Source organism: Pseudomonas sp. PB3P13 (assembly GCF_054897735.1).
The window spans coordinates 2,837,495-2,860,926 of record NZ_CM142702.1 but is presented as its reverse complement, the minus strand read 5'-3'; the positions used below and the strand labels follow the sequence as shown (position 1 = coordinate 2,860,926).

The 23,432-nt window shown below is 59.8% G+C and carries 21 protein-coding genes; 12 read left to right on the top strand and 9 right to left on the bottom strand.

Annotated elements, in window-relative coordinates; translation table 11 throughout:
* Nucleotides 1–14: 14 nt before the first annotated feature.
* Nucleotides 15–1,043, bottom strand: a complete 1,029-nt coding sequence (gene sohB / locus ACYZT1_RS13265) for a protease SohB (RefSeq protein WP_462015178.1) — start codon at nucleotides 1,041–1,043, stop codon at nucleotides 15–17.
* 202 nt (nucleotides 1,044–1,245) lie between these two features.
* On the opposite strand from sohB, the gene ACYZT1_RS13260 reads away from it, so the two are divergent.
* From ACYZT1_RS13260 to ACYZT1_RS13245, 4 genes are all read left to right on the top strand, one after another.
* Entirely contained in the window at nucleotides 1,246–1,956 is a 711-nt protein-coding gene (locus ACYZT1_RS13260; RefSeq protein ID WP_462015177.1) for a histidine phosphatase family protein, read from the top strand.
* Nucleotides 1,957–2,035: 79 nt separating this feature from the next.
* A complete protein-coding gene (locus ACYZT1_RS13255; protein WP_008154977.1) occupies nucleotides 2,036–2,350 on the top strand; it encodes an SCP2 sterol-binding domain-containing protein in 315 nt (104 codons plus the stop codon).
* A gap of 179 nt (nucleotides 2,351–2,529) precedes the next feature.
* Nucleotides 2,530–3,393 (top strand): LysR family transcriptional regulator, encoded by an 864-nt coding sequence (locus tag ACYZT1_RS13250; RefSeq protein ID WP_462019244.1) that lies wholly within the window; start codon nucleotides 2,530–2,532, stop codon nucleotides 3,391–3,393.
* A 195-nt stretch (nucleotides 3,394–3,588) separates the two neighbouring features.
* The gene (locus tag ACYZT1_RS13245) at nucleotides 3,589–4,698 is read left to right on the top strand and encodes an SMP-30/gluconolactonase/LRE family protein (protein ID WP_462019243.1); all 1,110 of its coding nucleotides are present in this window, start codon (nucleotides 3,589–3,591) and stop codon (nucleotides 4,696–4,698) included.
* A 234-nt stretch (nucleotides 4,699–4,932) separates the two neighbouring features.
* Here the strand turns inward: ACYZT1_RS13245 and ACYZT1_RS13240 are convergent, their stop codons facing one another.
* The gene (locus ACYZT1_RS13240) at nucleotides 4,933–5,175 is read right to left on the bottom strand and encodes a DUF465 domain-containing protein (protein WP_462015176.1); all 243 of its coding nucleotides are present in this window, start codon (nucleotides 5,173–5,175) and stop codon (nucleotides 4,933–4,935) included.
* Nucleotides 5,176–5,394: 219 nt separating this feature from the next.
* Between ACYZT1_RS13240 and ACYZT1_RS13235 the strand changes: the two genes are divergently transcribed.
* Nucleotides 5,395–5,916 (top strand): DUF4142 domain-containing protein, encoded by a 522-nt coding sequence (locus ACYZT1_RS13235; RefSeq protein WP_462015175.1) that lies wholly within the window; start codon nucleotides 5,395–5,397, stop codon nucleotides 5,914–5,916.
* A gap of 57 nt (nucleotides 5,917–5,973) precedes the next feature.
* On the opposite strand, the gene ACYZT1_RS13230 is transcribed toward ACYZT1_RS13235, so the two are convergent.
* Nucleotides 5,974–6,252 (bottom strand): hypothetical protein, encoded by a 279-nt coding sequence (locus ACYZT1_RS13230; RefSeq protein ID WP_462015174.1) that lies wholly within the window; start codon nucleotides 6,250–6,252, stop codon nucleotides 5,974–5,976.
* A gap of 170 nt (nucleotides 6,253–6,422) precedes the next feature.
* Here ACYZT1_RS13230 and ACYZT1_RS13225 point away from each other — a divergent pair, with 170 nt between their 5' ends.
* Genes ACYZT1_RS13225 through ACYZT1_RS13200 form a run of 6 tightly spaced genes read left to right on the top strand, consistent with a single transcriptional unit; the run spans nucleotide 6,423 to nucleotide 11,853 of the window.
* Nucleotides 6,423–7,274: an STAS domain-containing protein gene (locus tag ACYZT1_RS13225; protein ID WP_462015173.1), complete on the top strand. Its 852-nt coding sequence runs from the start codon at nucleotides 6,423–6,425 to the stop codon at nucleotides 7,272–7,274.
* Between the two features lie 4 nt (nucleotides 7,275–7,278).
* Nucleotides 7,279–7,641 carry an STAS domain-containing protein gene (locus ACYZT1_RS13220; RefSeq protein ID WP_462015172.1) on the top strand — a complete coding sequence of 121 codons (363 nt, stop codon included), beginning with the start codon at nucleotides 7,279–7,281 and terminating at the stop codon, nucleotides 7,639–7,641.
* Entirely contained in the window at nucleotides 7,638–8,042 is a 405-nt protein-coding gene (locus ACYZT1_RS13215; protein ID WP_462015171.1) for an anti-sigma regulatory factor, read from the top strand. The genes ACYZT1_RS13220 and ACYZT1_RS13215 overlap by 4 nt, the downstream gene beginning before the upstream one ends.
* Nucleotides 8,039–9,049: an ATP-binding protein gene (locus ACYZT1_RS13210; protein WP_462019242.1), complete on the top strand. Its 1,011-nt coding sequence runs from the start codon at nucleotides 8,039–8,041 to the stop codon at nucleotides 9,047–9,049. Before ACYZT1_RS13215 ends, ACYZT1_RS13210 begins: the two co-directional genes overlap by 4 nt.
* The gene (locus ACYZT1_RS13205) at nucleotides 9,042–9,917 is read left to right on the top strand and encodes a sensor histidine kinase (RefSeq protein WP_462015170.1); all 876 of its coding nucleotides are present in this window, start codon (nucleotides 9,042–9,044) and stop codon (nucleotides 9,915–9,917) included. The genes ACYZT1_RS13210 and ACYZT1_RS13205 overlap by 8 nt, the downstream gene beginning before the upstream one ends.
* Nucleotides 9,907–11,853: a response regulator gene (locus ACYZT1_RS13200; protein WP_462015169.1), complete on the top strand. Its 1,947-nt coding sequence runs from the start codon at nucleotides 9,907–9,909 to the stop codon at nucleotides 11,851–11,853. The genes ACYZT1_RS13205 and ACYZT1_RS13200 overlap by 11 nt, the downstream gene beginning before the upstream one ends.
* Nucleotides 11,854–11,887: 34 nt before the next feature.
* Here ACYZT1_RS13200 and ACYZT1_RS13195 read toward each other — a convergent pair whose 3' ends face one another.
* From ACYZT1_RS13195 to ACYZT1_RS13170, 6 genes are all read right to left on the bottom strand, one after another.
* Nucleotides 11,888–14,530 (bottom strand): excinuclease ABC subunit UvrA, encoded by a 2,643-nt coding sequence (locus ACYZT1_RS13195; RefSeq protein ID WP_462015168.1) that lies wholly within the window; start codon nucleotides 14,528–14,530, stop codon nucleotides 11,888–11,890.
* A 228-nt stretch (nucleotides 14,531–14,758) separates the two neighbouring features.
* Nucleotides 14,759–17,857, bottom strand: a complete 3,099-nt coding sequence (locus tag ACYZT1_RS13190; RefSeq protein WP_462015167.1) for an error-prone DNA polymerase — start codon at nucleotides 17,855–17,857, stop codon at nucleotides 14,759–14,761.
* A complete protein-coding gene (locus ACYZT1_RS13185; protein WP_462015166.1) occupies nucleotides 17,833–19,248 on the bottom strand; it encodes a Y-family DNA polymerase in 1,416 nt (471 codons plus the stop codon). The genes ACYZT1_RS13190 and ACYZT1_RS13185 overlap by 25 nt, the downstream gene beginning before the upstream one ends.
* A 7-nt stretch (nucleotides 19,249–19,255) precedes the next feature.
* Nucleotides 19,256–19,873: a translesion DNA synthesis-associated protein ImuA gene (gene imuA / locus ACYZT1_RS13180; protein WP_462015165.1), complete on the bottom strand. Its 618-nt coding sequence runs from the start codon at nucleotides 19,871–19,873 to the stop codon at nucleotides 19,256–19,258.
* A complete protein-coding gene (gene lexA / locus ACYZT1_RS13175) occupies nucleotides 19,873–20,490 on the bottom strand; it encodes a transcriptional repressor LexA (protein WP_462015164.1) in 618 nt (205 codons plus the stop codon). The genes imuA and lexA overlap by 1 nt, the downstream gene beginning before the upstream one ends.
* 209 nt (nucleotides 20,491–20,699) lie before the next feature.
* Nucleotides 20,700–21,587, bottom strand: coding sequence for a Dyp-type peroxidase (locus tag ACYZT1_RS13170; RefSeq protein WP_462015163.1), 888 nt, complete (start codon nucleotides 21,585–21,587; stop codon nucleotides 20,700–20,702).
* A gap of 185 nt (nucleotides 21,588–21,772) precedes the next feature.
* Between ACYZT1_RS13170 and ACYZT1_RS13165 the strand changes: the two genes are divergently transcribed.
* Entirely contained in the window at nucleotides 21,773–23,395 is a 1,623-nt protein-coding gene (locus ACYZT1_RS13165) for an NADP-dependent glyceraldehyde-3-phosphate dehydrogenase (RefSeq protein WP_462015162.1), read from the top strand.
* Nucleotides 23,396–23,432 lie beyond the last annotated feature (37 nt).

The window sequence follows — 23,432 nt, the reverse complement described above, 5'->3', positions numbered from 1 at the left end:
TTGTGTCGCCTGGTTTACCAGAAGCGTTGCTGGGTCAAGCGGCTCCACCACGTCAACAGCACGCGATCAACCGAACCGCTGGCCGCCATGCCGATGCGCTCCTGCAGGCTTTTGCGCTCGGCATAATGCAAATGGAAAAGTTCGGCAGTTTTCGCCCGCTCTGCAAGGTATTCGTCACTGGTCTTGAGTTCGTCTACCAATTGCCGGTTCAACGCGGCAATGCCCAGCCAGATTTCGCCGGTGGCCACTTCATCGATGGCCAGTTGCGGGCGATAGCGGGCGACGAAGTTCTTGAACAGCTCATGGGTGACATCAAGGTCTTCCTGAAACTTCTCGCGCCCCTTCTCGGTGTTTTCGCCAAACACCGTCAACGTGCGTTTGTATTCGCCGGCGGTCAGGACTTCGAAATCGATGTCGTGCTTCTTCAACAGGCGGTTGACGTTGGGCAGCTGCGCGACCACGCCGATCGAGCCGAGAATGGCAAACGGTGCACTGATGATCTTCTCGCCGATGCAGGCCATCATGTAACCACCGCTGGCCGCAACCTTGTCGATGCACACGGTCAACGGTACGCCGGCGTCACGGATGCGCGCCAGTTGCGAGGAGGCCAGGCCATAGCTGTGAACCATGCCGCCGCCGCTTTCCAGACGCAGGACGACTTCGTCCTTGGGCGTTGCAAGGGTCAACAGCGCTGTGATCTCGTGACGCAGGCTTTCAGTCGCGGAGGCCTTGATGTCGCCATCGAAATCCAGCACGAACACACGGGCCTTGGCCTTGCCGTCGGGTTTGTTCTTGTGCTTCTTCTCGGACTTGCCTTCGGATTTGCGCAGTGCCTTGAGCTGATCCTTGTCGAGCAGGCTCTGCTCCAGGCGCTCGCGCAGGCCTTTATAAAAATCATTGAGCTTGCTGACCTGCAACTGGCCACCCGATTTGCGCCGGCCTTTGCTGCGCAGCGCGGCAAAACTGGCCAGGACCACCAGAATGGCAATCACCAATGTCACCGTCTTCGCCAGGAAGATGGCGTACTCGGACAAAAACTCCACACGGACTCCTTCAATACAATGCGCAATACATATTGCGCGGAATGACGCCAGCATACCCATGCGCCGCGTCGGCGACCAGCCGGGAAACCTCTGGCAACAAGGCTGAAACAAGCCTTTCAAACAAGCGTATGTTTTTTCATTGACAGCTCACCGCCATCCTCATAACCTCGCCAAACCTTCAACGTACCGGGATGACGCGGACGTGGGCAGCATCTATTTGATTCGACATGGCCAGGCCTCCTTTGGTGCAGACGATTACGACGTTCTGTCGCCGACCGGTATTCGCCAGGCAGAAATCCTCGGCCAGCACCTCGCAGGCCTGGGCCTGAGCTTCGACCGCTGCCTTGCCGGCGACCTGCGCCGCCAGCAGCACACGGCCAGCAGCGCCCTGGAACAATATGCCGCCGCTGGCGTGCCGGTCCCGACACTTGAAACCGACTCCGCCTTCAACGAGTTTGACGCCGACGCGGTCATCCGCGCGCTGCTGCCGGCCATGCTGGACGATGAACCCGAAGCCCTGGACATCTTGCGTAACGCCGCGCAAAACCGCGCGGAGTTTCAGCGAATCTTTGCCTTGATCATCGAACGCTGGCTCGCGGGAACGTATGACGCCCCCGGTCTGGAAAGCTGGCCAGGGTTTGTCGAGCGGGTTCAAGCCGGTCTGCACCGTATCCTCGAGCAGGCCGACAATACGCAGAAAATCGCCGTGTTCACCTCCGGCGGCACCATCACTGCCCTGCTCCACCTCATCACCCGGATGCCTGCCAAACAGGCTTTCGAATTGAACTGGCAAATCGTCAACACCTCGCTCAACCAATTGAAATTTCGCGGTCGCGAGGTGTCCCTGGCTTCCTTCAACGGGTATGCGCACCTGCAACTGCTGAAGGCCCCGGACCTGATCACGTTTCGCTGAGTCCGGACTATTGTGACCCTGGCTGTCATCACCCAGCTGTAATTCTCCAGCTGTAATTCCCAAAGAAAAGGATCGAACCATGACCTCCGTAGCTGACGCTGTACAAGCAATGAAAGCCAAGTTCAACCCAGCCGCCGCTGCCGGTCTGGACCTGGTTTTCGGTTTCCGCATCGACGACACCAAGAACTTCTCGCTGATCGTCAAGGACAGCACCTGCGAACTGCAAGAAGGCGAGAACCCGGACGCTCAGGTCACTCTGGTGATGGACGGCGAAACGCTGGAAGGCATCGTCAGCGGCGAGACCGATGGCATGCAAGCGTTCATGGGTGGCAAATTGCGCGCTGAGGGCGACATGATGCTGGCAATGAAGCTGTCCGAGCTGTTCCCGGCGTAAGCACGTCGCGCCCTTTTGCAGGACGCGCGTCTGGCTGCAAACCGATCCCGCCCCTGAGGCGGGATTCGTCGTTTACGGCATTGTGAAGCACATCTGGTTGCTCATGTTTCGTCTTCTGACCGGTCCCTTGTCGGGTACGTATGCGATTACAATGGCGCACTCCCCGCACCGGCCACTCCATGGACATCGACCTCGCCCGCACTTTTCTGGAAATCGTTCGCCACGGCAGCCTCGCTGCGGCCGCCGAGAAACTCCACGTCACTCAGACCGCGATCACCGCGCGCGTGCAAAAACTCGAGAGCCAGCTGGGCAGCACGCTGTTTGTGCGAAACCGTGCCGGTGCGCGCCTGACGCCGAACGGCGAAGCCTTTGTGGTGTACGCCCATCAGTTGGTGGAAACCTGGGAAGCAGCACGCCGGGATTTGCCGTTGCCTGAGGGTTACCACGACGTGCTGCACATCGGTGGCGAGGTGAGTTTGTGCAATCCGCTGATGCTCAGTTGGGCCGGCGAATTACGCGAGAAAATTCCGGGACATGCCCTGCGCATGGAAATTCGTGATGGTGAGAACCTGCTGCGCCAACTGGAACTGGGCGTCCTCGATGCGGCGCTGGTGTACCAGCCGGAATATGGGCCGCGCCTGCAAGTCGAGCAGGTGCTGGAAGAAAAGCTGATCCTGGTTCGTCTGGCCGGCAATCCCGACCCCTATGTTTACATTGATTGGGGGCCGGACTTCCGTCGTCAGCATGATGCCGCGCTGCCGGAAAAAGCCAAGGCCGCATTGAGCTTCAATCTCGGCCCACTGGCCCTGCAATACATTCTGGAGAACGGCGGCAGCGGCTATTTCAGGACGAGGGTGGTTCAGAGTTATCTGGAAAGTGGCGTACTCGAACCCGTGCCCAAGGCCCCGGAATTCAGTTACCCGACCTATCTGGTCTATTCCCGCGAACGTGACTCGGCCACCTTGCAGCGAGCCTTTGATCTGCTGCGTGAGGTGATCAAATCCGACGATGACTGGTCGCAACGCTGGAACCCGCTGACGTGAATTCGCTTTTCACCGAATCATGGCGTTTGTGACACCCAGGTAAAGCCCGCATCGACACGCACTATCAGCTACTCTGGTGGCACGCCGACACCACGGATCGGGCCTACCCATCGGCACCCGACGAGAACGTCCATGACTCGCATGCAGCATCAGATCGATATCGCCGGCAATCCTGGCCGCGACAGGAGCACTGACATGAGTCGAGCCTTCAAATTTCGCCATGGGGTTTTGACGCTCCTGGTAGCGGGTGGCGCGTTTTTGCTGCTGATGCCGACCAAGGTGCAACCGGTGGCCTGGTCACCGGCGCCGGCACCTTCGCTCTCCAGCGGCCTCTATGCTGACAATCAACATCTGAAAAATATCGAATCGGTCGGCGCCGCCGGCATTGATGGACCGGAAGCCTTGCTGCTGGAAGAAAACGTTCTGATCACCGGCCTGCATGACGGCCGTATCTTTCGCACCAGTCTGGATGGCCACACCACCGCCGTGTTGGCCGATACCGGTGGGAGGCCGCTAGGCCTGGCTCGCCACCCCGGTGGTTTGCTGGTGATCGCCGACGGTGTCAAGGGTTTGCTGTCACTGGACACGCAGGGTCAGGTGGTTGCGCTGAGCACCGAGGCCAATGGTGTGCCGTTCGGCTTCACCGACGATGTGGTGATCGACGAGTCCGGGCACTTTGCGTATTTCAGCGATGCGTCCAGCCGCTTTGGGTATGGCCAGGACGGCGAGGCAATTATCGAGCATGGCGGCGATGGGCGTTTGCTGCGCTATGACTTCCAGACCGGCAAGACCGACGTTTTGCTGGAGAAACTGGAGTTTGCCAATGGTGTGACCCTGGGGCCCGATGAGGCTTTTGTGCTGGTCAACGAAACCGGTGCTTATCGCATCAGCCGTTACTGGCTGAAGGGTCCGTTAGCCGGCAATCATGATGTATTCATCGACAATCTGCCGGGCTTGCCGGACAACCTCTCGTTCAATGGCAAGGATCGTTTTTGGGTAGCGCTGTATTCGCCGCGCAACGCACTGCTTGACGCCACGGCCCAGCATCCGTTTGCCCGCAAGATGATCGTGCGGGCGCTGGCCGTATTGCCCATACCGGTCGAGAAGCGGGCGTTTGTTTTGGGGCTGGACCTTGGGGGCAAGGTGATCGCCAATCTGCAGGATGGCAGCGACGGTAATTATTCGCCGATCACCACGGTGCGTGAGTATGGGGACTGGCTGTATTTTGGCTCGTTGAAAGCCACGCATATGGCCAGGTTGCCATTGAGCACGGCGCTGCAGAAACCTTTGAATGCCTTGAATTGAGGTGGGTGGGTTTGCGCCAGCAGAAACCTGGTACCGCAGTCGCTGGCAGGCCACCCCCCACAGGGGATTGAGTCCAGCCCCGCAAAATCCAGCCAGATCCAGGTCGACCATGGTGAGCGATCTGTGCTGAGGCACCTCGCCTGCATCCGTTGATGCGGATCCTGATCATTCGAGGTGCCGGGTTTTAATGCCGTTCAGTCATTCACGCACTGGTCGTCGGCGGCGAGACGAACATCAGGACGGCGCCTGAAGTTGTTGGACGATCTTGTCCTTGACCTGCAGACGCTTTTCCTTGAGTTTTTTCAGTGCATCATCGGTCGGCGCGTCCGACCGGGCACTTTCAGCCTTCACCACGTCGGCATCCGCCTGCGAATACTTGTTGATCAATGAATCCAGTAATGGATCCTTGGTGCGTTTTTGCTGGATCTCTTCCTTTGACAGTTTCAAATCCTGATAAAGATCGTGGGTCACCGGCATGGAACACCTCCTTTGGTTGATCGGCAGCAAACGCGATCGATTGCGTTTGCCAATCCTCAGAATGGCCTCGGTTTGAGGGTTCTGTCGACTGACAATCAGACCAGCGGTGCCGTTCGTCGTCCTCTGCCAAACGCGATAAAACCTTTGTCAACGCGCAGGCCTCCATTAAATAACGATCAACTTGATCGCATACAATAAACCTGTATGGGAGATTGACCAATGGACCGATTTAACCTGCGCCACCTCGCTATGGCAGTAGCATTGAGCGCCAGCATGGGCACCGCTTTCGCTGCCACCGACAATGATTTTGTCGAAAACGCAGCGGCCAGCAGCATCGCAGAAATCGAGACCAGCCGTCTTGCTCTCGAAAAAAGTAAATCGGCTGACATCAAGGCATTTGCCAACATGATGATCACCGATCATTCCAAGGCAAACGATGAACTGGCTGCCATCGCCAAGAAGCACGACATCGAAGTGCCCGACACCACGACGCTGGTAAAACAGGCCAAGGAAAAAATCCTCGAGGTGCGTGACGAATCGTTCGACGCTTCCTATGCCGATAACCAGGTCATGGCGCACGAAGAAACGATCAAGCTGTTCGAAAAACAAGCGAACACCGTCACTGATGACAAAACCAAAGGCGCCACCGAGTTGAAAGGTTTTTCACAGCAAATGCTGCCAGGTCTGAAAAAGCATCTGGAAATGGCTAAAAAGCTGCAAGCGGCTCACCCGAGCGAATAACGGCACGCAGTAAAAAGGCCGCATCCTCTAATGCGGCCTTTTTATTCAGACTTTCAACTAGCCGCCGTCGGTATCAATATCGGCATCGGTGGCATCGCTGGGCGCCGGCCGATCAGGGTTTGGTTTGAAGCCCGGGCTGAACTCGTTGTCATTGTCGTCATGATGATTCTTCTGATCCACCGCTTTATCAGCACTTTGCGGCTCGCCAGTTTGTGAGTCCTGCGCTTGCGGCGTCGCTTGCTCTTTCATGGTCACCTCGTTCAGTAATGGCCCATTTGCGGTAAAACAATCGGCCCTGTTGTTTCGAAGTCGGTAAATGCACAGGGTTCCATCCATTCATTGATGCCGGTCAAGTGAACGCAGCGATAATTGTGCCGGCTAGAGTAGTTTGTACCCGAAATGAATTATCCTGCCTGGCGGACAACTATTTCATACCGCAAATGTCACTGATGAGCGCCGGTCACTTTTAAAAAAGCCGGCAGACACTTTCCAGGGAGTCACAGCACATGGCAGCACTGCAAACCAACACACTCGATGCACTGAAGAACAATCAGGCGCAGTTGCTCGCTGAATGGTCAAAAGGACTCGAGGCCAGTGGTGCCACGCGCAATCTCAAAGAACATGACCTGAAGCAGCAGACTGCAGAGTTCCTGCAACTGATTATCTCCGGTCTGGAAAAAGGCAACGGCCAGAATGTCGCGGCACCCGGCTGGGATGAGATCCGTCTATACCTGGAAAAACTCTCCCACAGTCGCGCCCTGCTCGGTCAGGATTCTCACCAGACCGCCAGCTTTATCTTTGCTTTGAAAGGCCCGCTGTTTGCGCTGCTGCAGAATCATTACCAGGACAATCCGGCACTGCTGGCCGAGCAACTCTGGGAAGTCTCCGAATTGCTCGACGCATTGGGCATGCACACCATCCGGACCTTCCAGAAATCCCGCGAGGCCGTGATCAAGCGCCAGCAGGAAGAGCTGCTGGAACTGTCCACCCCGGTTGTCAAATTGTGGGACGGCGTGTTGGCGCTGCCGATGATCGGCACCCTCGACTCGCAACGGACTCAAGTCGTCATGGAATCGCTGTTGCAGCGGATCGTCGACACCGGCTCGGAAATCGCCATTATCGACATCACCGGCGTGCCGACGGTCGATACCCTGGTCGCTCAGCATTTGCTGAAAACCGTCACCGCCATTCGCCTGATGGGTGCCGATTGCATCATCAGCGGCGTACGTCCGCAGATCGCGCAGACCATCGTGCACCTGGGGCTGGACCTGCAAGGCGTGGTGACCAAAGCCAACCTGGCCGACGCATTGAAACTGGCCCTCACCCGGCTGGGACTCTCCGTCAACAAGGCGGATTGAGCCGATGGACCGTATTCCGATTTTACAGATGGGCCACTTTCTGCTGGTGACCATTCAGGTTGACATGCACGACCAGTTGGCCCTGACGCTGCAAGACGACCTGTCCAAGCGTATCAGCCGTACATCGGCCCGCGGCGTGTTGATTGACATTTCGGCGCTGGACATGGTCGATTCTTTTATCGGCCGGATGATCGGTACCATTTCCGGCCTGTCGAAAATCATGGACGCCGAAACCGTGCTGGTCGGCATGCAGCCTGCGGTTGCCATCACGTTGGTGGAGCTGGGCATGACCTTGCCCGGGGTCAGCACGGCGTTGAATGTCGAGCGCGGCATGAAACTGCTGCACGACCGAGTGCTGGGAAAATGAACGTGCTCAGCAACGGCACTCATCCGATCGGTGTTGAGCAAGACGTGGTGATTGCCCGGCAGCTGGCGCGCAAGCTCGCGCAGGAATGCGGGATGCGCCTGATTGACCTGACCAAATTTGTCACGGCGGTCAGCGAGCTGGCGCGCAATACCATGGTGTACGGCGGTGGCGGCGACATGGACTGGCAAATTATCGAGGACGGCACGCGCACTGGTTTGCGTGTGGTCTTCCGCGATGAAGGTCCCGGCATTGCGGACCTTAAACTGGCGATGACCGACGGCTGGACCTCCGGCAGCGGACTCGGCCTCGGCTTGACGGGCGCCAAGCGGTTGGTTGAAGAATTCGAACTCGAGACTGAGCCGGGCAAAGGCACACGCATAACGATCACCCGATGGACATGAATATCACAGGCACGCTGACGCAAGTGCTGCCGATCGAAGACACCAGTCAGATCGGTCATGCACGACGTACCGCGCAGCAACTTGCTGAACAACACGGCTTCGATCCGGTCGATGCCGGGCGTGTGGCATTGGTCGCCACAGAACTTGCCAGCAATATTCTAAAACACGCCGGGCGTGGCGAATTGCACTTGCGCGTGTTGCCACGGTCATCCGGTAATGGCATTGAAATGCTCGCCGTGGATCGCGGCACGGGTTTTGATGTGCACGCATGCCTGACTGACGGATTCTCCACTCGCGGAACACAAGGCATTGGCCTGGGTGCCGTGGCGCGGCAGGCGCAAGTGTTCGATGTCTACGCCGATTCGCGGGGTACGGTACTGCTGACACGTTTCTATCCGCGACACGACAGAACAGCGGATCGACGCATGGGGGTCAGCCAGCACTCTCTGCACCACGACCCTGCCTGCGGCGACGTCTGGCACGTCGCGTTCGATGGCGCGCGCATCAGTGCGCTGGTCATCGATGGTCTGGGGCATGGTGAGGAGGCAGAACACGCCGCCCGGGCCGGCGAGGAAATTTTCGCTCTGACGCCGTTCACCTCCGCCATGCTATTGCTTGAAGACATCCATCACGCCATGATCGGCACCCGTGGTGGCGCGCTGGCCATCACGCAGTTCGATGGCGACAACGATACCTTGCGATTCGTCGGCATCGGCAACATTGGCGCCTGCCTGATCGCACCGGATAAATCCCGCGGCATGGCCTCTCACCCAGGCATCGTCGGCGGGCAATACCGCAAAGCACAATCTTTTGACTACGCTCATGTGAATGGACAGCTATTGATCATGTACAGCGACGGCCTTCAATCCCGCTGGAATCTTCAGGATTACCCCGGCCTGATGCATCGCCATCCTGCGGTGATTGCTACCCTCCTGCACCGCGATTTCTGCCGCGGCCGGGACGACGTCACCGTGCTTGTCATTGCTCTGGAGGCCACTCATGGCTGAAGTCCCCGTGAGTCAGCTGGACGAGCAGACCGCGCTGATCGCCAGGTTGCAAAGTGAAGCCACGGCTCTGCGCGAAGAGCTCGATGAAACCAATCAGGGCGTGTTGGCCCTGTATGCCGAGCTCGATAATCAGGCCGAAGAGCTGCGCCAGGCCTCGGACCTTAAAAGCCGTTTTCTGTCATACATGAGCCACGAATTTCGCACGCCGCTGGGTTCGATCTTGAGCATCGCCAGTCTGCTGACTGACGAGCTCGACGGACCCTTGAGCGTCGAGCAGCACAAGCAGGTCGCCTTCGTCAGCACCGCGGCGCGCGAGCTCAGCGACATGGTCGACGATTTGCTGGATCTGGCGAAGATCGAAGCCGGGCGCATCAGCATCTCGCCGGCCTGGTTCGACATGTTTGATCTGTTCGCCGCACTGCGGGGCATGTTTCGGCCGATTGTCGATGCCAGCGCCGTGGACCTTATCTTCCAGGAGCCGGTCGGTTTGCCAAGGCTTTATACCGACGACAAGAAGCTCGGGCAGATTCTGCGCAACTTCATTTCCAACTCGCTGAAGTTCACCACTCGCGGTGAAGTGCGCGTTTCCACACGGCTCGAAGGCGCGCACCACGTGCGATTTGCTGTCAGCGATACCGGCATTGGTATCGCACCCGAGCTGCATGGGGCATTGTTCGAGGACTTTTCCCAGGTCGATTCGCCGCTGCAAAAGCGTCTGCGCGGCACCGGATTGGGACTGTCCTTGTGCAAGCGCTTTGCGGCGCTGCTGGGGGGTGAGGTCGGGGTGGAAAGTACCCCGGGAGTTGGCTCGACCTTCTTTGTGATCATCCCGCTGGCCATCGCAACGGAATCCGCCGATGAAACGTGACATTCGCCTGTTGATCGTCGATGACAACGTCGCCACGCGTTACGCCCTGCGTCGACGTCTGGAACGCCACGGTTACATCGTGCGCGAAGCCGGCACCGGTGGCGAAGGCCTTGCGCTGATCGACAAAGAGGCGATCGACGCGTTGATCCTCGACGTCAATCTGCCAGACATGAGCGGCTTCGACATCGTGCGCAAACTGCGCTGCGAAGCGGCCACTGCCCTGCTGCCAGTGATTCACGTGTCGGCCGCGTCGATCCAGACCGGCGATATCATCACTGGCCTGGATGCCGGTGCCGACGCCTACCTGATTCATCCCGTCGACCCGGACGTGCTGCTGGCGACCCTGCGCACGCTGTTGCGGGTTCGTGACACCGAAAACGCCTTGCGTGAAAGTGAGGCGCGGTTTCGCGAGATTTTCGTCAATGTGTCGGCGCCCATCGCTGTGCTTGACGCACAGTTCAAAGTGCATGAATGCAACCATGCGTTCACTCAACTGATTCACGACAACCGTGACGCCGAGGCCCTGCGCGAATGTTTCGCCGATCAGCAGAACGCGATCCTCGATGAGCTGCGCCTGCGCCTCACGGCCGGCGAGCGCTGGAAAGGCACGCTGAATATGCGCGTGGATGGCGAATTGCGGGAAACCGAATGGCAGATTTCGCCGTACCGCACCCCGGAGTTGAGCCTGGTGTTCGTCGAGGATGTGACCGAGCATCGTCGCCGTGAGCGCTCGCACCTGGCACAACTCGACGACGCGACGTCGCAGCTTGAACATGAGATCGCCGAGCGGGTGCGCACCGAAGCTCAGCTGCTGCAAGTGCAAAAAATGGACGCGTTGGGCAAATTGACCGGCGGCATCGCTCATGACTTCAACAATTTGCTGACCGGCATCATCACGAGCCTGGAGTTGATCCAGAAGCGCATCGCCGATTCTCGCACCGACAAGGTTCAGTTTTACGCTGATGCGGCGCTGAATTCCGCCATGAGCGCCGCTTCCCTGACTCATCGACTGCTGGCGTTTGCCCGTCAACAACCGCTCGATACGCGCCCGGTCGACATCAACGAGCACATTCGCTCGCTGGAAGAATTGCTGGTGCGCACGATTGGCGAGCACATTGCCCTCAAACTCGAACTGACGTCCAAGGCGGCCATCGCGCTGGTTGATCCGATTCAGCTGGAAAGTGCCGTTCTCAACCTGGTGATCAACGCCCGCGATGCGCTGCCGCAAGGTGGCAACATCTGGGTCAGCACTTATGCCGCGTATTCACACGGTGACCTGAAGATTGCGGACGGCGCCTACGTGGCTTTATCGGTTCGCGATGACGGCACAGGCATTGAACACAGCGTGATCGACAAGGTGTTCGATCCGTTTTTCACCACTAAGCCACTGGGCCAGGGCACCGGGCTGGGACTGTCGAGCATTTACGGGTTCGCCCGGCAGTCTGGGGGCGATGCAAACATTCGCAGCGTCGCCCGTCGTGGCACGGAAGTGACCATCATGCTGCCGGCCACTGCCGACTCTACCCCGGTTCAGGAAATGCCGGGCGTGGTGGATCCGCAGGGCTCGGGCGAACACCTGCTGATTGTCGAAGACATGGCGTCGGTGCGCATGTTCGTTACAGAAGTCCTGCTGGATGCCGGCTACCGCTGTACGCAGGTCGGCGATGTCGAAACCGCGCTTGAACGCCTGCAGAACGACGCAAGCATTGACCTGCTGCTGACCGACGTCGGCCTGCCTCGCATGAACGGGCGTGAACTGGCGGACGTCGCTCGCGGCTGGCGTGAAAGTTTGCCGATTCTGTTCATGACCGGTTATGCGGAAAACGCAGTCAATCGCCAGGTGTTCCTGGGCGACGGCATGGACATGCTGATCAAACCTTTCCAGATCAACGAACTGCTGGACAAGGTCCGTCGCTCGCTGGACGGCGCTTCCTGAAGCGTATCGCCAGCAGGCTGGCTTCCCACAGGGGCTAGGAGGATGACGGCCCCAGCGTCCTTGCCAGATACGGCGCAGTCCGGCTTTTTTTGCTTTTGGCGACTTTCCCGGGCGTGCCTGCAACGACAATCTGGCCCCCTTGATCGCCGGCTCCCGGGCCGATGTCGATCACCCAATCACTTTGCGCCACCACGCGCATCTCGTGTTCAACGACGATCACCGTGTGCCCTGCCGTCACCAGTGTATTCAGCTGTTCGAGCAAGCGATCGACATCGCGCGGGTGCAACCCGGTGGTCGGTTCATCCAGCACATACAGCGTTGCGCCACGTTGACTGCGTTGCAGCTCGGTCGCCAGTTTGATGCGCTGGGCTTCGCCGCCGGACAACTCTGTTGCCGGCTGCCCCAGGCGCAAATAACCCAGGCCGATGTCACGCAGCACTTCCAGAGACCGGTAGATGCCCGCCTGACCGGCGAATACCTCGACGGCCTCATCTACCGTGAGTTGCAACACCTGCGCGATAGTCAAACCTTGCCAACTGATCGCCAGCGTTTGCGGGTTGTAACGCGCACCATGACAGGTCGGGCATGGCGCATAGACACTGGGCATGAACAGCAACTCCACGCTGACAAACCCCTCGCCTTCGCACGTCGGGCATCGCCCCTTGGCGACGTTGAAGGAGAACTGCCCCGCGTCGTAACCCTCGGCCTGCGCCTCGGGCGTGGCGGCGTATAACTTGCGCACGTTGTCGAATAGCCCGGTGTAGGTCGCCAGATTCGAACGTGGCGTGCGCCCGATGGGTTTCTGATCCACCTGAACCAGTCGTGCAATCGAGTCCAGCCCGGCCGTCACCCGACCACCGCTGACTTGCGGTGCATCGTCTTCAAGGCTGATCTCCTCGGTCTCGCCGTCGCGGCTGGGGCGACCGAGGTGCGCGCCGACCAGCTCCAGCAATGCCTGACTGACCAGACTCGACTTGCCGGAACCCGACACACCCGTCACCGACGTAAAACAGCCCAGCGGAAACTCCACACTGAGGTTATTCAGATTGTTGCGGGTTATGCCCTCCAGGCGCAGCCACTCGGTAGCCTTGCGACGGGTGTGCGGCGAAGCGACCTGATCGGCAAACAGGTAAGCACGTGTCTGTGAATCCGCCACTTGCGCCAGTCCGGACGGCGGCCCGCTGTACAGGATGCGTCCGCCGTGCTCGCCGGCTGCGGGGCCGACGTCGATCAGCCAATCGGCGCGGCGCATGGTTTCCAGGTCGTGTTCGACCACGAATAAGGTATTGCCTTCAGCCTTCAAACGCTGCAACGCCTCGAACAACGCCTCGCCATCCGCAGGATGCAAACCGGCAGAAGGCTCGTCCAGCACGTAGATCACCCCGAACAACTGCGAACCCAATTGTGTGGCCAGGCGCAACCGCTGCAATTCCCCGGACGACAGTGTCGGCGTGCTGCGCTCCAGCGCCAGATAACCGAGGCCCAGATCGGTCAGTGTGCTGACTCGCTCCAGCAGATCCTGGGCGATCCGTTGCGCAGCCAGGCGTTTTTCTACCGACAGATTGGGCGTGTGGCGCACATCGGGGGCATTGGCATGGGCACTGGCGCCGTGAGCCACCCGTTGCTGGCGAGCCTCCCGGGTCTGCTCATGGGTCAGCACCTCACCGGCTTCTTCGGCCTGTTCGAGATAACCATGAGCGGCCACCGGCTTCAGCACTTCTGCCACTTGCAGCAACGGCATCTGCGACAACTCACCAATGTCGTAACCGGCGAAAGTCACTGACAGCGCTTCGCGCTTGAGCCGTTTGCCATCGCACAGCGGACATGGGCTGCCGAGCATGAATTGCGAAACGCGCTTTTTCATCAGCGCACTTTGCGAATGGCTGAAGGTATGCAGGATGTAACGCCGCGCACCGGTGAACGTGCCTTGGTAACTCGGCTCCATCTTGCGTTTGAGCGCGACTTTGGTTTCCTCGGGTGTGAGCCCGGCGTACACCGGCACCGTCGGAGTTTCCTCGGTGAACAAAATCCAGTCGCGCTGTTTTTTCGGCAGGTCACGCCAGGGTTTATCGACGTCGTAACCCAAGGTCACAAGGATGTCGCGCAAGTTCTGCCCCTGCCAGGCCGTCGGCCACGAAGCGACGGCGCGCTGGCGGATGGTGAGGCTCGGATCCGGGACCATCAATGCTTCGGTAACTTGATAAACCCGCCCAAGGCCGTGGCATTCCGGGCAAGCGCCTTGCGGCGTGTTCGGCGAGAAATCCTCGGCGTAAAGCATGGGCTGCCCCGCCGGATAGCTGCCGGCGCGGGAGTAGAGCATACGAATCAGGCTCGACAACGTCGTCACGCTGCCCACCGAGGACCGTGTGCTCGGCGTACCCCGCTGTTGCTGCAACGCCACGGCGGGCGGCAGACCCTCTATTGAATCAACGTCGGGCACGCCGACCTGATCGATCAGTCGTCGCGCATAAGGCGCAACTGACTCGAAATAGCGCCGCTGCGCTTCGGCGTACAGGGTTGAAAATGCCAGCGAAGATTTACCGGAACCAGAGACACCTGTGAACACCACCAGGGCATCGCGGGGAATATCGACATCGACATTCTTGAGGTTGTGTTCCCGAGCGCCACGCACTCTGACCATGCCGGAAGGAGGGTTCGAGGTGCGCCTGGAAGTCATTGGTTGGCCTTGATTGAATCACAGGAAAATTTCGAACACGCGGGGGCTTGAGCAGGCTCTTTCCCACACTGTACACACTCAACTGCCCACCCCTGCAGCCATCGGCGCGCCCGTTTGTTTCGAGCACCGAGGTTGCCAATGGTTTCATAGAGTTATAGCTGAGCATTGACTGGCCTGTTTGACAGCGCGTTTGTCGCCACTACCGAACTGTTCATAACTGCGCGGGATTTAATGGAAATCCCGACTCCTTACGCTGATGCCATCCAGTAACGGAGTGAGGTCGCTCAATCGTCCGGCAATCAAATGCCGGACATTGCCCTCACTCTCCCAGCGGCCATCGACCTTGAGCAATTGTGAGCCAACCAAAACCTTTTGCTGTCGCTCGGCCAGGTCGCGCCAAACGATGACGTTGACGTTGCCGAATTCATCTTCGAGGGTGACGAAAGTCACGCCACTGGCGGTTCCCGGTCGTTGTCGACCGGTCACCAGCCCGGCAATGCTGACCGGCCGGCCATGTTCAACCTCCAGCAGTTCTTTGGAACTGCGACAGCGCCGGGCGTTCAATTCACCGCGCAACAACGCCAGCGGATGCGGGCCGAGGGTGGTGCCGACACTGTTGTAATCGGCCAGCAGGTCTTCGGCCACCGTGGGTTTGGGCAGGTATACCGCCGGTTCTTCCTGACTGGGCATACCGCTGAACAAACCGAGCTGCTTGTGCACACCCGCCACTTCCCAGCGCGCCTGGTGCCGGTCACCGGCCAGCCCCCGCAGCGCGCCGGCATCGGCAAGCTGTTCCTGGGCCCGGGCATCGAGTCGCGCCCGTTCGCCAAGGTCGGCAATGTCGATGAAAGCCCCCTGCGACCTGGCGTGCTCAATACGTCGGGCATCGTCCTCGCGAAAACCTTTGATCATCCGCAGGCCCATCCGGATAGCCGGCTGCGCACCGATGATTTTCTCAAGGCTGCAGTCCCAGTCACTGGCCCGCACATCCACCGGACGGATCTGCAAATGATGCCGGCGCGCGTCTTGCAGAATCTGGTCCGGACTGTAGAAACCCATCGGCCAGCTGTTGATCAGCGCGCAGGCGAAGGCCGCCGGTTCGTGGCATTTCAGCCAGCAACTGGCGTAGGTCAACAAGGCAAAACTGGCGGCGTGGGATTCCGGAAAACCATAACTGCCGAAGCCTTTGATCTGTTCGAAAATCAGCGCGGCAAATTCCGGCGTGTAACCATTTTTTTTCATACCGGCCGCCAGGCGCAGCTTGTGCGGCTCAAGCCCGCCGTGGCGTTTCCAGGCGGCCATCGAGCGGCGTAACTGATCGGCCTCACCGGGGCTGTAATCTGCCGCGACAATCGCAATCTGCATCACCTGTTCCTGAAACAACGGTACGCCGAGGGTGCGTTTGAGCACTTTTTCCAGTTGCGGTGACGGATAGGTCTCGGCCTCCTGACCATTTCGGCGGCGCAGATAAGGGTGAACCATGCCGCCCTGAATCGGCCCGGGGCGGACGATGGCCACCTCGATGACCAAATCATAAAAGGTCCTGGGTTTGAGCCGGGGCAACATCGACATCTGGGCCCGCGACTCGATCTGGAACACACCCACTGTGTCCGCACGGGTAATCATTTCGTAAGTAGCGGCATCCTCGGCCGGGATTGTCGCCAGGCTAAGGTCACGGTCACGGTGCCGCCGCAGCAGGTCGAAGCATCGGCGTATCGCACTGAGCATGCCCAGCGCCAGAATATCGACCTTGAGCAAGCCGACGGCGTCCAGATCGTCCTTGTCCCACTGGATGATGGTGCGGTCAGCCATGGCCGCGTTTTCCACCGGCACCAGTGTGTCCAGTGGCTGTTCGGAAATCACGAAACCGCCGGGGTGCTGGGAAAGGTGCCGGGGAAATCCGATCAGTTGCCCGGTCAGGCTCAGCACCCGACGGAGCACCGGGCTCTCGGGATCGAAACCGCCCTCGCGCAGACGTTCCAGCGGTGGGGTTTCATCGCTCCAGTGACCACAGCAATCGGCCAGTGCATTGATCTGGTCGGGTGGCAATCCCAAGGCTTTGGCAACGTCGCGCACGGCACCTGCCGCGTGATAACTACTGACCACTGCCGTCAGCGCTGCACGGGTGCGGCCATAACGCTGAAATACATACTGCAAGACTTCTTCGCGACGTTCGTGCTCGAAATCGACGTCGATGTCCGGTGGTTCATTGCGCTCTTTGGAGAGAAAGCGTTCGAACAGCAGCGTGGTGCGATCCGGATCGATTTCGGTGATGCCCAAGGCAAAACACACCGCCGAGTTGGCTGCCGAACCCCGGCCCTGACAGAGGATTCGCTGCTCACGGGCGAAGCGCACGATGTCGTGCACCGTCAGAAAGTAGCTTTCGTAGCCCAGCTCGGCAATCAGCTCCAGTTCCTTGTCGATCTGGGTCAGCACTTCGGTTTTTGGCCCGTCGGGCCAGCGCCACTGCATGCCTCGTTCGGTCAGAACGCGTAGCCAGGACGAAGCCGTCTGGCCTTGCGGCACCAGCTCGCGTGGGTACTGATAACGCAATTGGTCGAGATCGAACGTGCAACGCCGGGCGATGGTCATCGTCTCGTCGAGCAAGGCTTGCGGGTAGATCGAGTGCAACGCGTCAAGACCGCGCAAATGCCGTTCGCCATTGGGGTGCAGGCGCATGCCGGCTTCGGCCACCGGCAGGTGATGACGAATCGCCGTCATGGTGTCCTGCAGGGCGCGACGTCCCCGGCAATGCATGTGCACATCGCCGCTGGCCACGGCCGGGATTTGCAGCTCGCTTGCCAGCTTCAGAAACCCGTTCAACCGCTGCGTATCGTCCTGACCGCGATGCAGTTGAACGGCCAGCCAGAGACGTCCAGCGAACACTTGCCTCAGCCAGTGACCCTGCCCGATATCATCTGTCGCATCCGGTACCCATAACGCCAACAACCCGGGCAATGGATCGCTGAAATCCTCGCGCAGCACTTGGTACTGGCCCTTCTGCGTACGCCGTCGCGCCAGGGTAACAAGCCGACACAAGGTCTGATAACCCTGAAGATTTTCTACCAGCAGCACCAGTTTCGGGCCGTTTTCGATACGCACTTCGCTGCCGATGATCAGCGGTATTTCCACGGATTTGGCCGCTTGCCAGGCGCGGACGATGCCGGCCAGGGTGCACTCGTCGGTGATCGCCAGCGCCCGATAACCGTGCTTTTTGGCTCGTTGAAAAAGCTCCAGCGCACTGGAAGCACCGCGCTGGAAACTGAAGTTCGACAGGCAATGCAACTCGGCATAATCGAGGCTCATGCGAACCAGCCCTGCAACCATAACGGACCTTCCTCACCCACCGCACGATAGGCCCAGCCTTGTTGGCCGGTTCGGGTTTCGATCAGGTAGTAGTCGCGACGGACATCGCCGCCATCCCACCAGCCTGACTCGATACGCTCCGGCCCCATGAGAATGCGCGTGGAGTTTTCGTGAACAGCCTGCGGTTCGGTCAACAACCACCCCGGACGTTGCACACCCGGTAGCGCTTCACTGCGCTGGTTATCGACTCTGGCCTGCCAGGCGCACTCTGGCCGATGGTCTGCCTGAAAGCGCAGGCCCTGCACGGCCTCGTCCCCCAGCCGTGCGCGCAAGCGTTCGCGCAATTGTTCCCAGGGCAAGGACTGCTGAGGGCGATCGTCGAACAGTTCCTGGTATTGCGGAATAAAGGTCGGCAGATCTTCGGCGCGCAAGCGAAAACCGCGCACGGGGGCTTCGACTTGAACCTGTTCGAGTCTGCCTCGGGCAAGTTCAAAGAGCATGGCCGGATCGCGCTCGGCGCCAAGCAGGCCGACCTTGATCAAAGTGTCCGGCAACCCGGCATGTTCAAGGTGCAGATCGAATCGCTGCACACCGCTGTCCCGGCCACAAAGAAACGCCGACAAATCACCGGTCAGGCGGCGCAACGGAAACAGTAATGCCTGATGCGATTGCACGTCGAAGTTGAGTTCAATGCGCACGTCGAAACGGTCCGGCGGCAAATAGAACGCCAGCGCCAGTCGTCGTGTGCCGAGCAAAGTGTCCAGATGTTTGAGCACCTGAACTTCAAAACGACGGGCGAGACTTTGCCGGGGCAATGCCTGGACCTGACTCAGCGTGCGCAAACCCATGCGCGTCAACGCCGTGGCGACGCTTGCTTCCAGGCCGATCCGGTCAACGGGCAATTGACCAAGGTGATGCTGCAAGGCGCAATTGTCAGGCACCACCAGACCGTCATAAGCGTTGGCGAGGATCCGCGCGGCCGCCGGGTTGGGCGCGGCGACGATCCGGTGACGAAAGCCCAGTTCGCCGAGTTCACTGCGTAATCGCGTTTCAAATTGCGGCCAATCGCCGAACAGGCCAAGGCTGGACTCGATTTCAAACACCACCGCTCGAGGGTAATGAACGCTGACCTGGGAACTGAATCGATAGGCCCACGCGGCGAGAAACTGTTGCCAGTGCTCAATCTCGGCGCTGTCATATTCCGCGGTAACAAAGCCTTTGCTCAGGGCTTGTGCAGCCGTCATCGACTGACCCGGGCGCAGGCCCAGCGCGCGGGCCGAAGCATTGACCGCCTGCAACACCCGGCGCTGCGCCGGGCCGGTCAATAACGCCAGCGGCTCGTCGGGATCGGGCCGCTGACGCAGGACTGCGTCCAGCGCCAATTGCGGGAAAAGAATGCAAACCCAGCGCATGGCAACCTCAATGCCCCACGGGGTAAGCAATGGGTGCCGATCGGGCCAGACCGCCGCGACACTTGAGCACTCGCAACTGCGCGGGCCGGGCATCGATTGCTATGCGCAGCGCGGCAGGTGAAGGATTCACCGCTTCCTGGATCGAGCGATAGGCAAACGCCAGGGTCGAACCGGTTTCCGCCGCCACCTGCAAGCGGCGCAAAGCACGGTCATCGGCCTTTTGCGGCCAACACAACACGGCGCCGCAACTGCCCGAGCGCAGGCATTGCTCCGCCGCCCACAGGGCATCGCGCTCACTGGCCTGGATGATCGACAACTGGCGCAAATCGACCCCGGCATTCAGCCAGGCCATGGGGTATGGCACGTAAGGCGGCGCTATCAGCACGATGCGCTCACCGGCCGCCGACAGTCGCGCCAGTGCCGGCCACACCAGTTGCAACTCACCAACGCCTTGCCCGGCCAGGAGGATTTCGGTCAATGCCGCCTCCGGCCAACCGCCCGTGGGCAGCGCAGCGTCCAGCGCGGCATGTCCGGTCGGTTGTGGGCTGGCGGCCGGTGGCGCAGGTCGGCCCTTCCAGACCTGACCGCCATTGAACAACGTATCCAGCGCGACGACGGCACCCATCACCCTTGCCTCACCAGGCCACAGAACACCCCTTCAATCGCCAGGTCCTGATCGGCGCGCACCTGAATCGGCTTGTACGCCGGGTTACGCGGTAACAGTTGCACCTCGTCACCGACTCGCTGGAAGCGCTTGATGGTGACTTCGCCATCCAGCCGCGCCACCACGATCTGGCCGTTGAGCGCCTCGGGATTGCGATGCACACCGACCAGATCGCCATCGAGAATGCCGTCCTCGATCATCGAGTCGCCCTGGACCCGCAGCAGGTAATCCGGCACTCGGGAGAATATCGAGGGATCAAACAGCAATCGGCTGTGCACCTCGGCATCGGCACCTATCGGCGCACCCGCGGCAACGCGACCAAGCACCGGAATATCCAGTAACTCGGGCCGCGGCGGTTGCCCGGGCAGCCGAATGCCTCGGGCCTGATTCGGATTGACTTCGATAAACCCGGCGTCGGTCAGCGCCAGCACATGCTTGCGCGCCACGCTACGAGAGGCGAAACCAAACGCCTCGCTGATTTCAGCGAGGCTTGGGGACTGACCGTGCTCCGCGATTCGATCACGGATGAAAGTCAGAATGGCGGTACGGCGGGGAGTGAGAGTCGTCATGGAGTACATTTGTACTCTTTCGCCATTTTTCCGGCAAGAGCCGTTAGTCCGGCGCTACAGGTGCAATCGAATGATTAAAAGTTTGATTCACTGCAGTAGCAGCTGCCGAACACCGCGAGGCTGCGTCAGCGTCCGTCAGGCAGACCTCACGGCGCATGACGCAGCCTCGCGGTGCTCGGCAGCTGCTACAGGTTTTGTGGGCATTTGGGGCTGGTGAATCAGCTGATACTTAACGCACGCAAATCCAGGTAGCCATCCTTGAGCGGCGGGCACCAGTAATAGCCGCCAGTGACCGGTCGGCTCATGCGGTACAAACCGTCGGTGATGCCGTCCTCGAGTCCACTCATTCGGCGCAACTGCGCTTCAAACGCATCGAGCGAAAAACCGAACGCAAGGAACATCAGACCGGCGCGATCCCCTTCGATCCACGGCATCGAACGGCGCACCACGAACGCTTCGGGGGCGAAGCTTTCCTGAGCGGTGCGTTTGACGTGGGCGGAAATCGGCGCGTCATCGAGCTCTTCGTTATCGCTCAAACGGCGACCCATGATGTGGTCCCGCTCATGGGGAGCCATCGCGCCAAAGCCTTTGAAATCGTGCTGCCACTGCTGGATTGCCGCGAAACTGCCTCCGACCAGACCTTCAGCGCCCTCACCCAGCAGCGCCGCCGCGACCGCCGCTTCGTCGTGGGGGTTTTCGGTGCCGTCTTCGTAACCGGTCAAGTCATGGCCGGTCAGGTGGCGGAAGGTTTCATTCATTTGCATTAGACGAAACGCCGGGGCGAGCGCGGTTTCGAGGGCATTGCTGCGGTTGAGCAAATCGCCACGGTCGATGCCATGCAGCCAGCACCACAACGCCTGCTGCGTCGAAGGGTTATCGACGCCGACGCCAGCCATCGCCGGGAAGACCCGCAAGCCATCGATCTGCGCGTGCAGCGCCTTGACCAGCGATTCACCAAACCCCACCACCGCCGACTTGCCGTCCACCAGCGTGATCAGCTTGTCGAGCGCTGCCGGCAAGGCCTCGAGGGATTGCAGGGCGAAGAACATATGACGGGCGTGAGGCGGAACGGGGGTGGCGAGAATGCCCGGCTGGTAGTGACTCATATGAACTCCTTTGGAAAGAGCGCGGAGTTTACCTGCAGCACTGGTGGTTGTGTGTTCTGAGGTCAAAAGATCGCGAGGTTGGCGGATCGGCACTTAAAAAGTCGGGCCAATAAGGCGTATAACCTTTGAAGTGAATCCGAACGGCCAGCCGCCAATGTGTGGCTTACATCACAGGGAGTAGCGAAATGACCACAGCGATTCTTGGCAAACTGTTTCCACACTCCAGCGAAATTCCGGAAAAGCACCGCCTCGACGGCCCCACCGAACAGCGTGAATATCTGGTCGATGGCAAGTTGAAAACCTGGCCCGGCGCCCTCGCCCAGGTCCGCAGCCCGGTCTACCTGAGCGGCGATAGTGGCGATGAACAAGTCATTCTCGGCAGCACGCCTTTGCTCGACGCAGACACTGCATTAACCGCCCTCGACGCCGCCGTGCGCGCCTACGATCGGGGCCAGGGACTCTGGCCAACCCTGCGCGTGGCCGAACGCATCCAGCACGTGGAAACTTTCCTTGGACGCATGCGCGAACAGCGCGAAGCGGTGGTCAAGTTGCTGATGTGGGAAATCGGCAAGAATCTCAAGGATTCGGAAAAAGAGTTCGACCGCACCTGCGACTACATCGTCGACACCATTAACGCGCTGAAGGAACTCGACCGCCGCTCCAGCCGTTTTGAGCTGGAACAGGACACGCTTGGCCAGATTCGCCGCGTACCGCTCGGTGTTGCGCTGTGCATGGGACCTTACAACTACCCGTTGAACGAAACCTTCACCACACTGATTCCTGCGCTGATCATGGGCAACACCGTGGTGTTCAAACCGGCCAAACTGGGCGTGCTGCTGATTCGTCCGCTGCTGGAAGCGTTCCGCGACAGCTTCCCGGCCGGAGTGATCAACGTGATCTACGGCAGTGGTCGCGAAACCGTCAGCGCCTTGATGGCCAGCGGCAAGATCGACATCTTTGCGTTCATCGGCACCAACAAAGCCGCCAGCGACCTGAAAAAACTCCATCCAAAACCGCACCGGTTGCGCGCCGCGCTGGGTCTGGATGCGAAGAACCCGGGCATCGTCCTGCCTGAGGTTGACCTGGACAATGCCGTCAGCGAAGCGCTGACCGGATCCCTGTCATTCAATGGCCAACGCTGCACCGCGTTGAAGATCCTCTTCGTCCATGAAGACGTGGTTGAGGCGTTCATCGAAAAATTCAACGCCAAACTGGCAACACTGAAACCCGGCATGCCGTGGGACAGCGCCGTGGCGCTGACCCCTTTGCCGGAGTCGGGCAAGGTCGATTACCTGCACGCGCTGGTGGCGGATGCGGTCAGCAAGGGCGCAACCGTGGTCAACCCCAATGGCGGCGAAGCGCGCGCCTCGTTTTTCTACCCGGCGGTGTTGTTCCCGGTGACGCCGCAGATGCGCGTCTATCAGGAGGAACAGTTTGGCCCGGTGGTGCCGATCGTGCCGTACCGGCATCTGGACACGGTGATCGATTACGTTCTGGAATCGGACTTCGGCCAGCAACTGAGCATTTTCGGCACCAATCCGGTGGCGGTCGGCCGACTGGTCGACACCTTCGCCAACCAGGTGGGGCGCATCAACCTCAACGCCCAGTGCCAACGCGGGCCGGACACCTACCCGTTCAACGGCCGCAAGAACTCGGCCGAAGGTACGTTGTCGGTGCATGATGCGCTGCGGGTGTTTTCGATTCGGACGCTGGTCGCGACCAAATTTCAGGAAACCAACAAAGACCTCATCAGCGAGATCATCAGCGGCCGCCGTTCGAGTTTCCTGACCACCGATTACATCTTCTGAGGACATCACGCCTGAGCAGGACGGCGCCGCGCTGGAA

Bases quoted from the DNA above. Each gene is read 5' to 3' on its own strand.
- ACYZT1_RS13190 (WP_462015167.1), bottom strand. From the start codon at position 17,857: ATGGTTGCAGGGCTGGTTCGCATGAGCCTCGATTATGCCGAGTTGCAT.
- lexA (WP_462015164.1), bottom strand. From the start codon at position 20,490: ATGTACTCCATGACGACTCTCACTCCCCGCCGTACCGCCATTCTGACT.
- ACYZT1_RS13215 (WP_462015171.1), top strand. From the start codon at position 7,638: ATGAACGTGCTCAGCAACGGCACTCATCCGATCGGTGTTGAGCAAGAC.
- ACYZT1_RS13195 (WP_462015168.1), bottom strand. From the start codon at position 14,530: ATGACTTCCAGGCGCACCTCGAACCCTCCTTCCGGCATGGTCAGAGTG.
- ACYZT1_RS13220 (WP_462015172.1), top strand. From the start codon at position 7,279: ATGGACCGTATTCCGATTTTACAGATGGGCCACTTTCTGCTGGTGACC.
- ACYZT1_RS13205 (WP_462015170.1), top strand. From the start codon at position 9,042: ATGGCTGAAGTCCCCGTGAGTCAGCTGGACGAGCAGACCGCGCTGATC.
- ACYZT1_RS13210 (WP_462019242.1), top strand. From the start codon at position 8,039: ATGAATATCACAGGCACGCTGACGCAAGTGCTGCCGATCGAAGACACC.
- ACYZT1_RS13225 (WP_462015173.1), top strand. From the start codon at position 6,423: ATGGCAGCACTGCAAACCAACACACTCGATGCACTGAAGAACAATCAG.
- imuA (WP_462015165.1), bottom strand. From the start codon at position 19,873: ATGGGTGCCGTCGTCGCGCTGGATACGTTGTTCAATGGCGGTCAGGTC.
- ACYZT1_RS13200 (WP_462015169.1), top strand. From the start codon at position 9,907: ATGAAACGTGACATTCGCCTGTTGATCGTCGATGACAACGTCGCCACG.
- ACYZT1_RS13240 (WP_462015176.1), bottom strand. From the start codon at position 5,175: ATGCCGGTGACCCACGATCTTTATCAGGATTTGAAACTGTCAAAGGAA.
- ACYZT1_RS13170 (WP_462015163.1), bottom strand. From the start codon at position 21,587: ATGAGTCACTACCAGCCGGGCATTCTCGCCACCCCCGTTCCGCCTCAC.
- ACYZT1_RS13250 (WP_462019244.1), top strand. From the start codon at position 2,530: ATGGACATCGACCTCGCCCGCACTTTTCTGGAAATCGTTCGCCACGGC.
- ACYZT1_RS13235 (WP_462015175.1), top strand. From the start codon at position 5,395: ATGGACCGATTTAACCTGCGCCACCTCGCTATGGCAGTAGCATTGAGC.
- ACYZT1_RS13245 (WP_462019243.1), top strand. From the start codon at position 3,589: ATGAGTCGAGCCTTCAAATTTCGCCATGGGGTTTTGACGCTCCTGGTA.
- ACYZT1_RS13230 (WP_462015174.1), bottom strand. From the start codon at position 6,252: ATGGATGGAACCCTGTGCATTTACCGACTTCGAAACAACAGGGCCGAT.
- ACYZT1_RS13255 (WP_008154977.1), top strand. From the start codon at position 2,036: ATGACCTCCGTAGCTGACGCTGTACAAGCAATGAAAGCCAAGTTCAAC.
- ACYZT1_RS13165 (WP_462015162.1), top strand. From the start codon at position 21,773: ATGACCACAGCGATTCTTGGCAAACTGTTTCCACACTCCAGCGAAATT.
- ACYZT1_RS13185 (WP_462015166.1), bottom strand. From the start codon at position 19,248: ATGCGCTGGGTTTGCATTCTTTTCCCGCAATTGGCGCTGGACGCAGTC.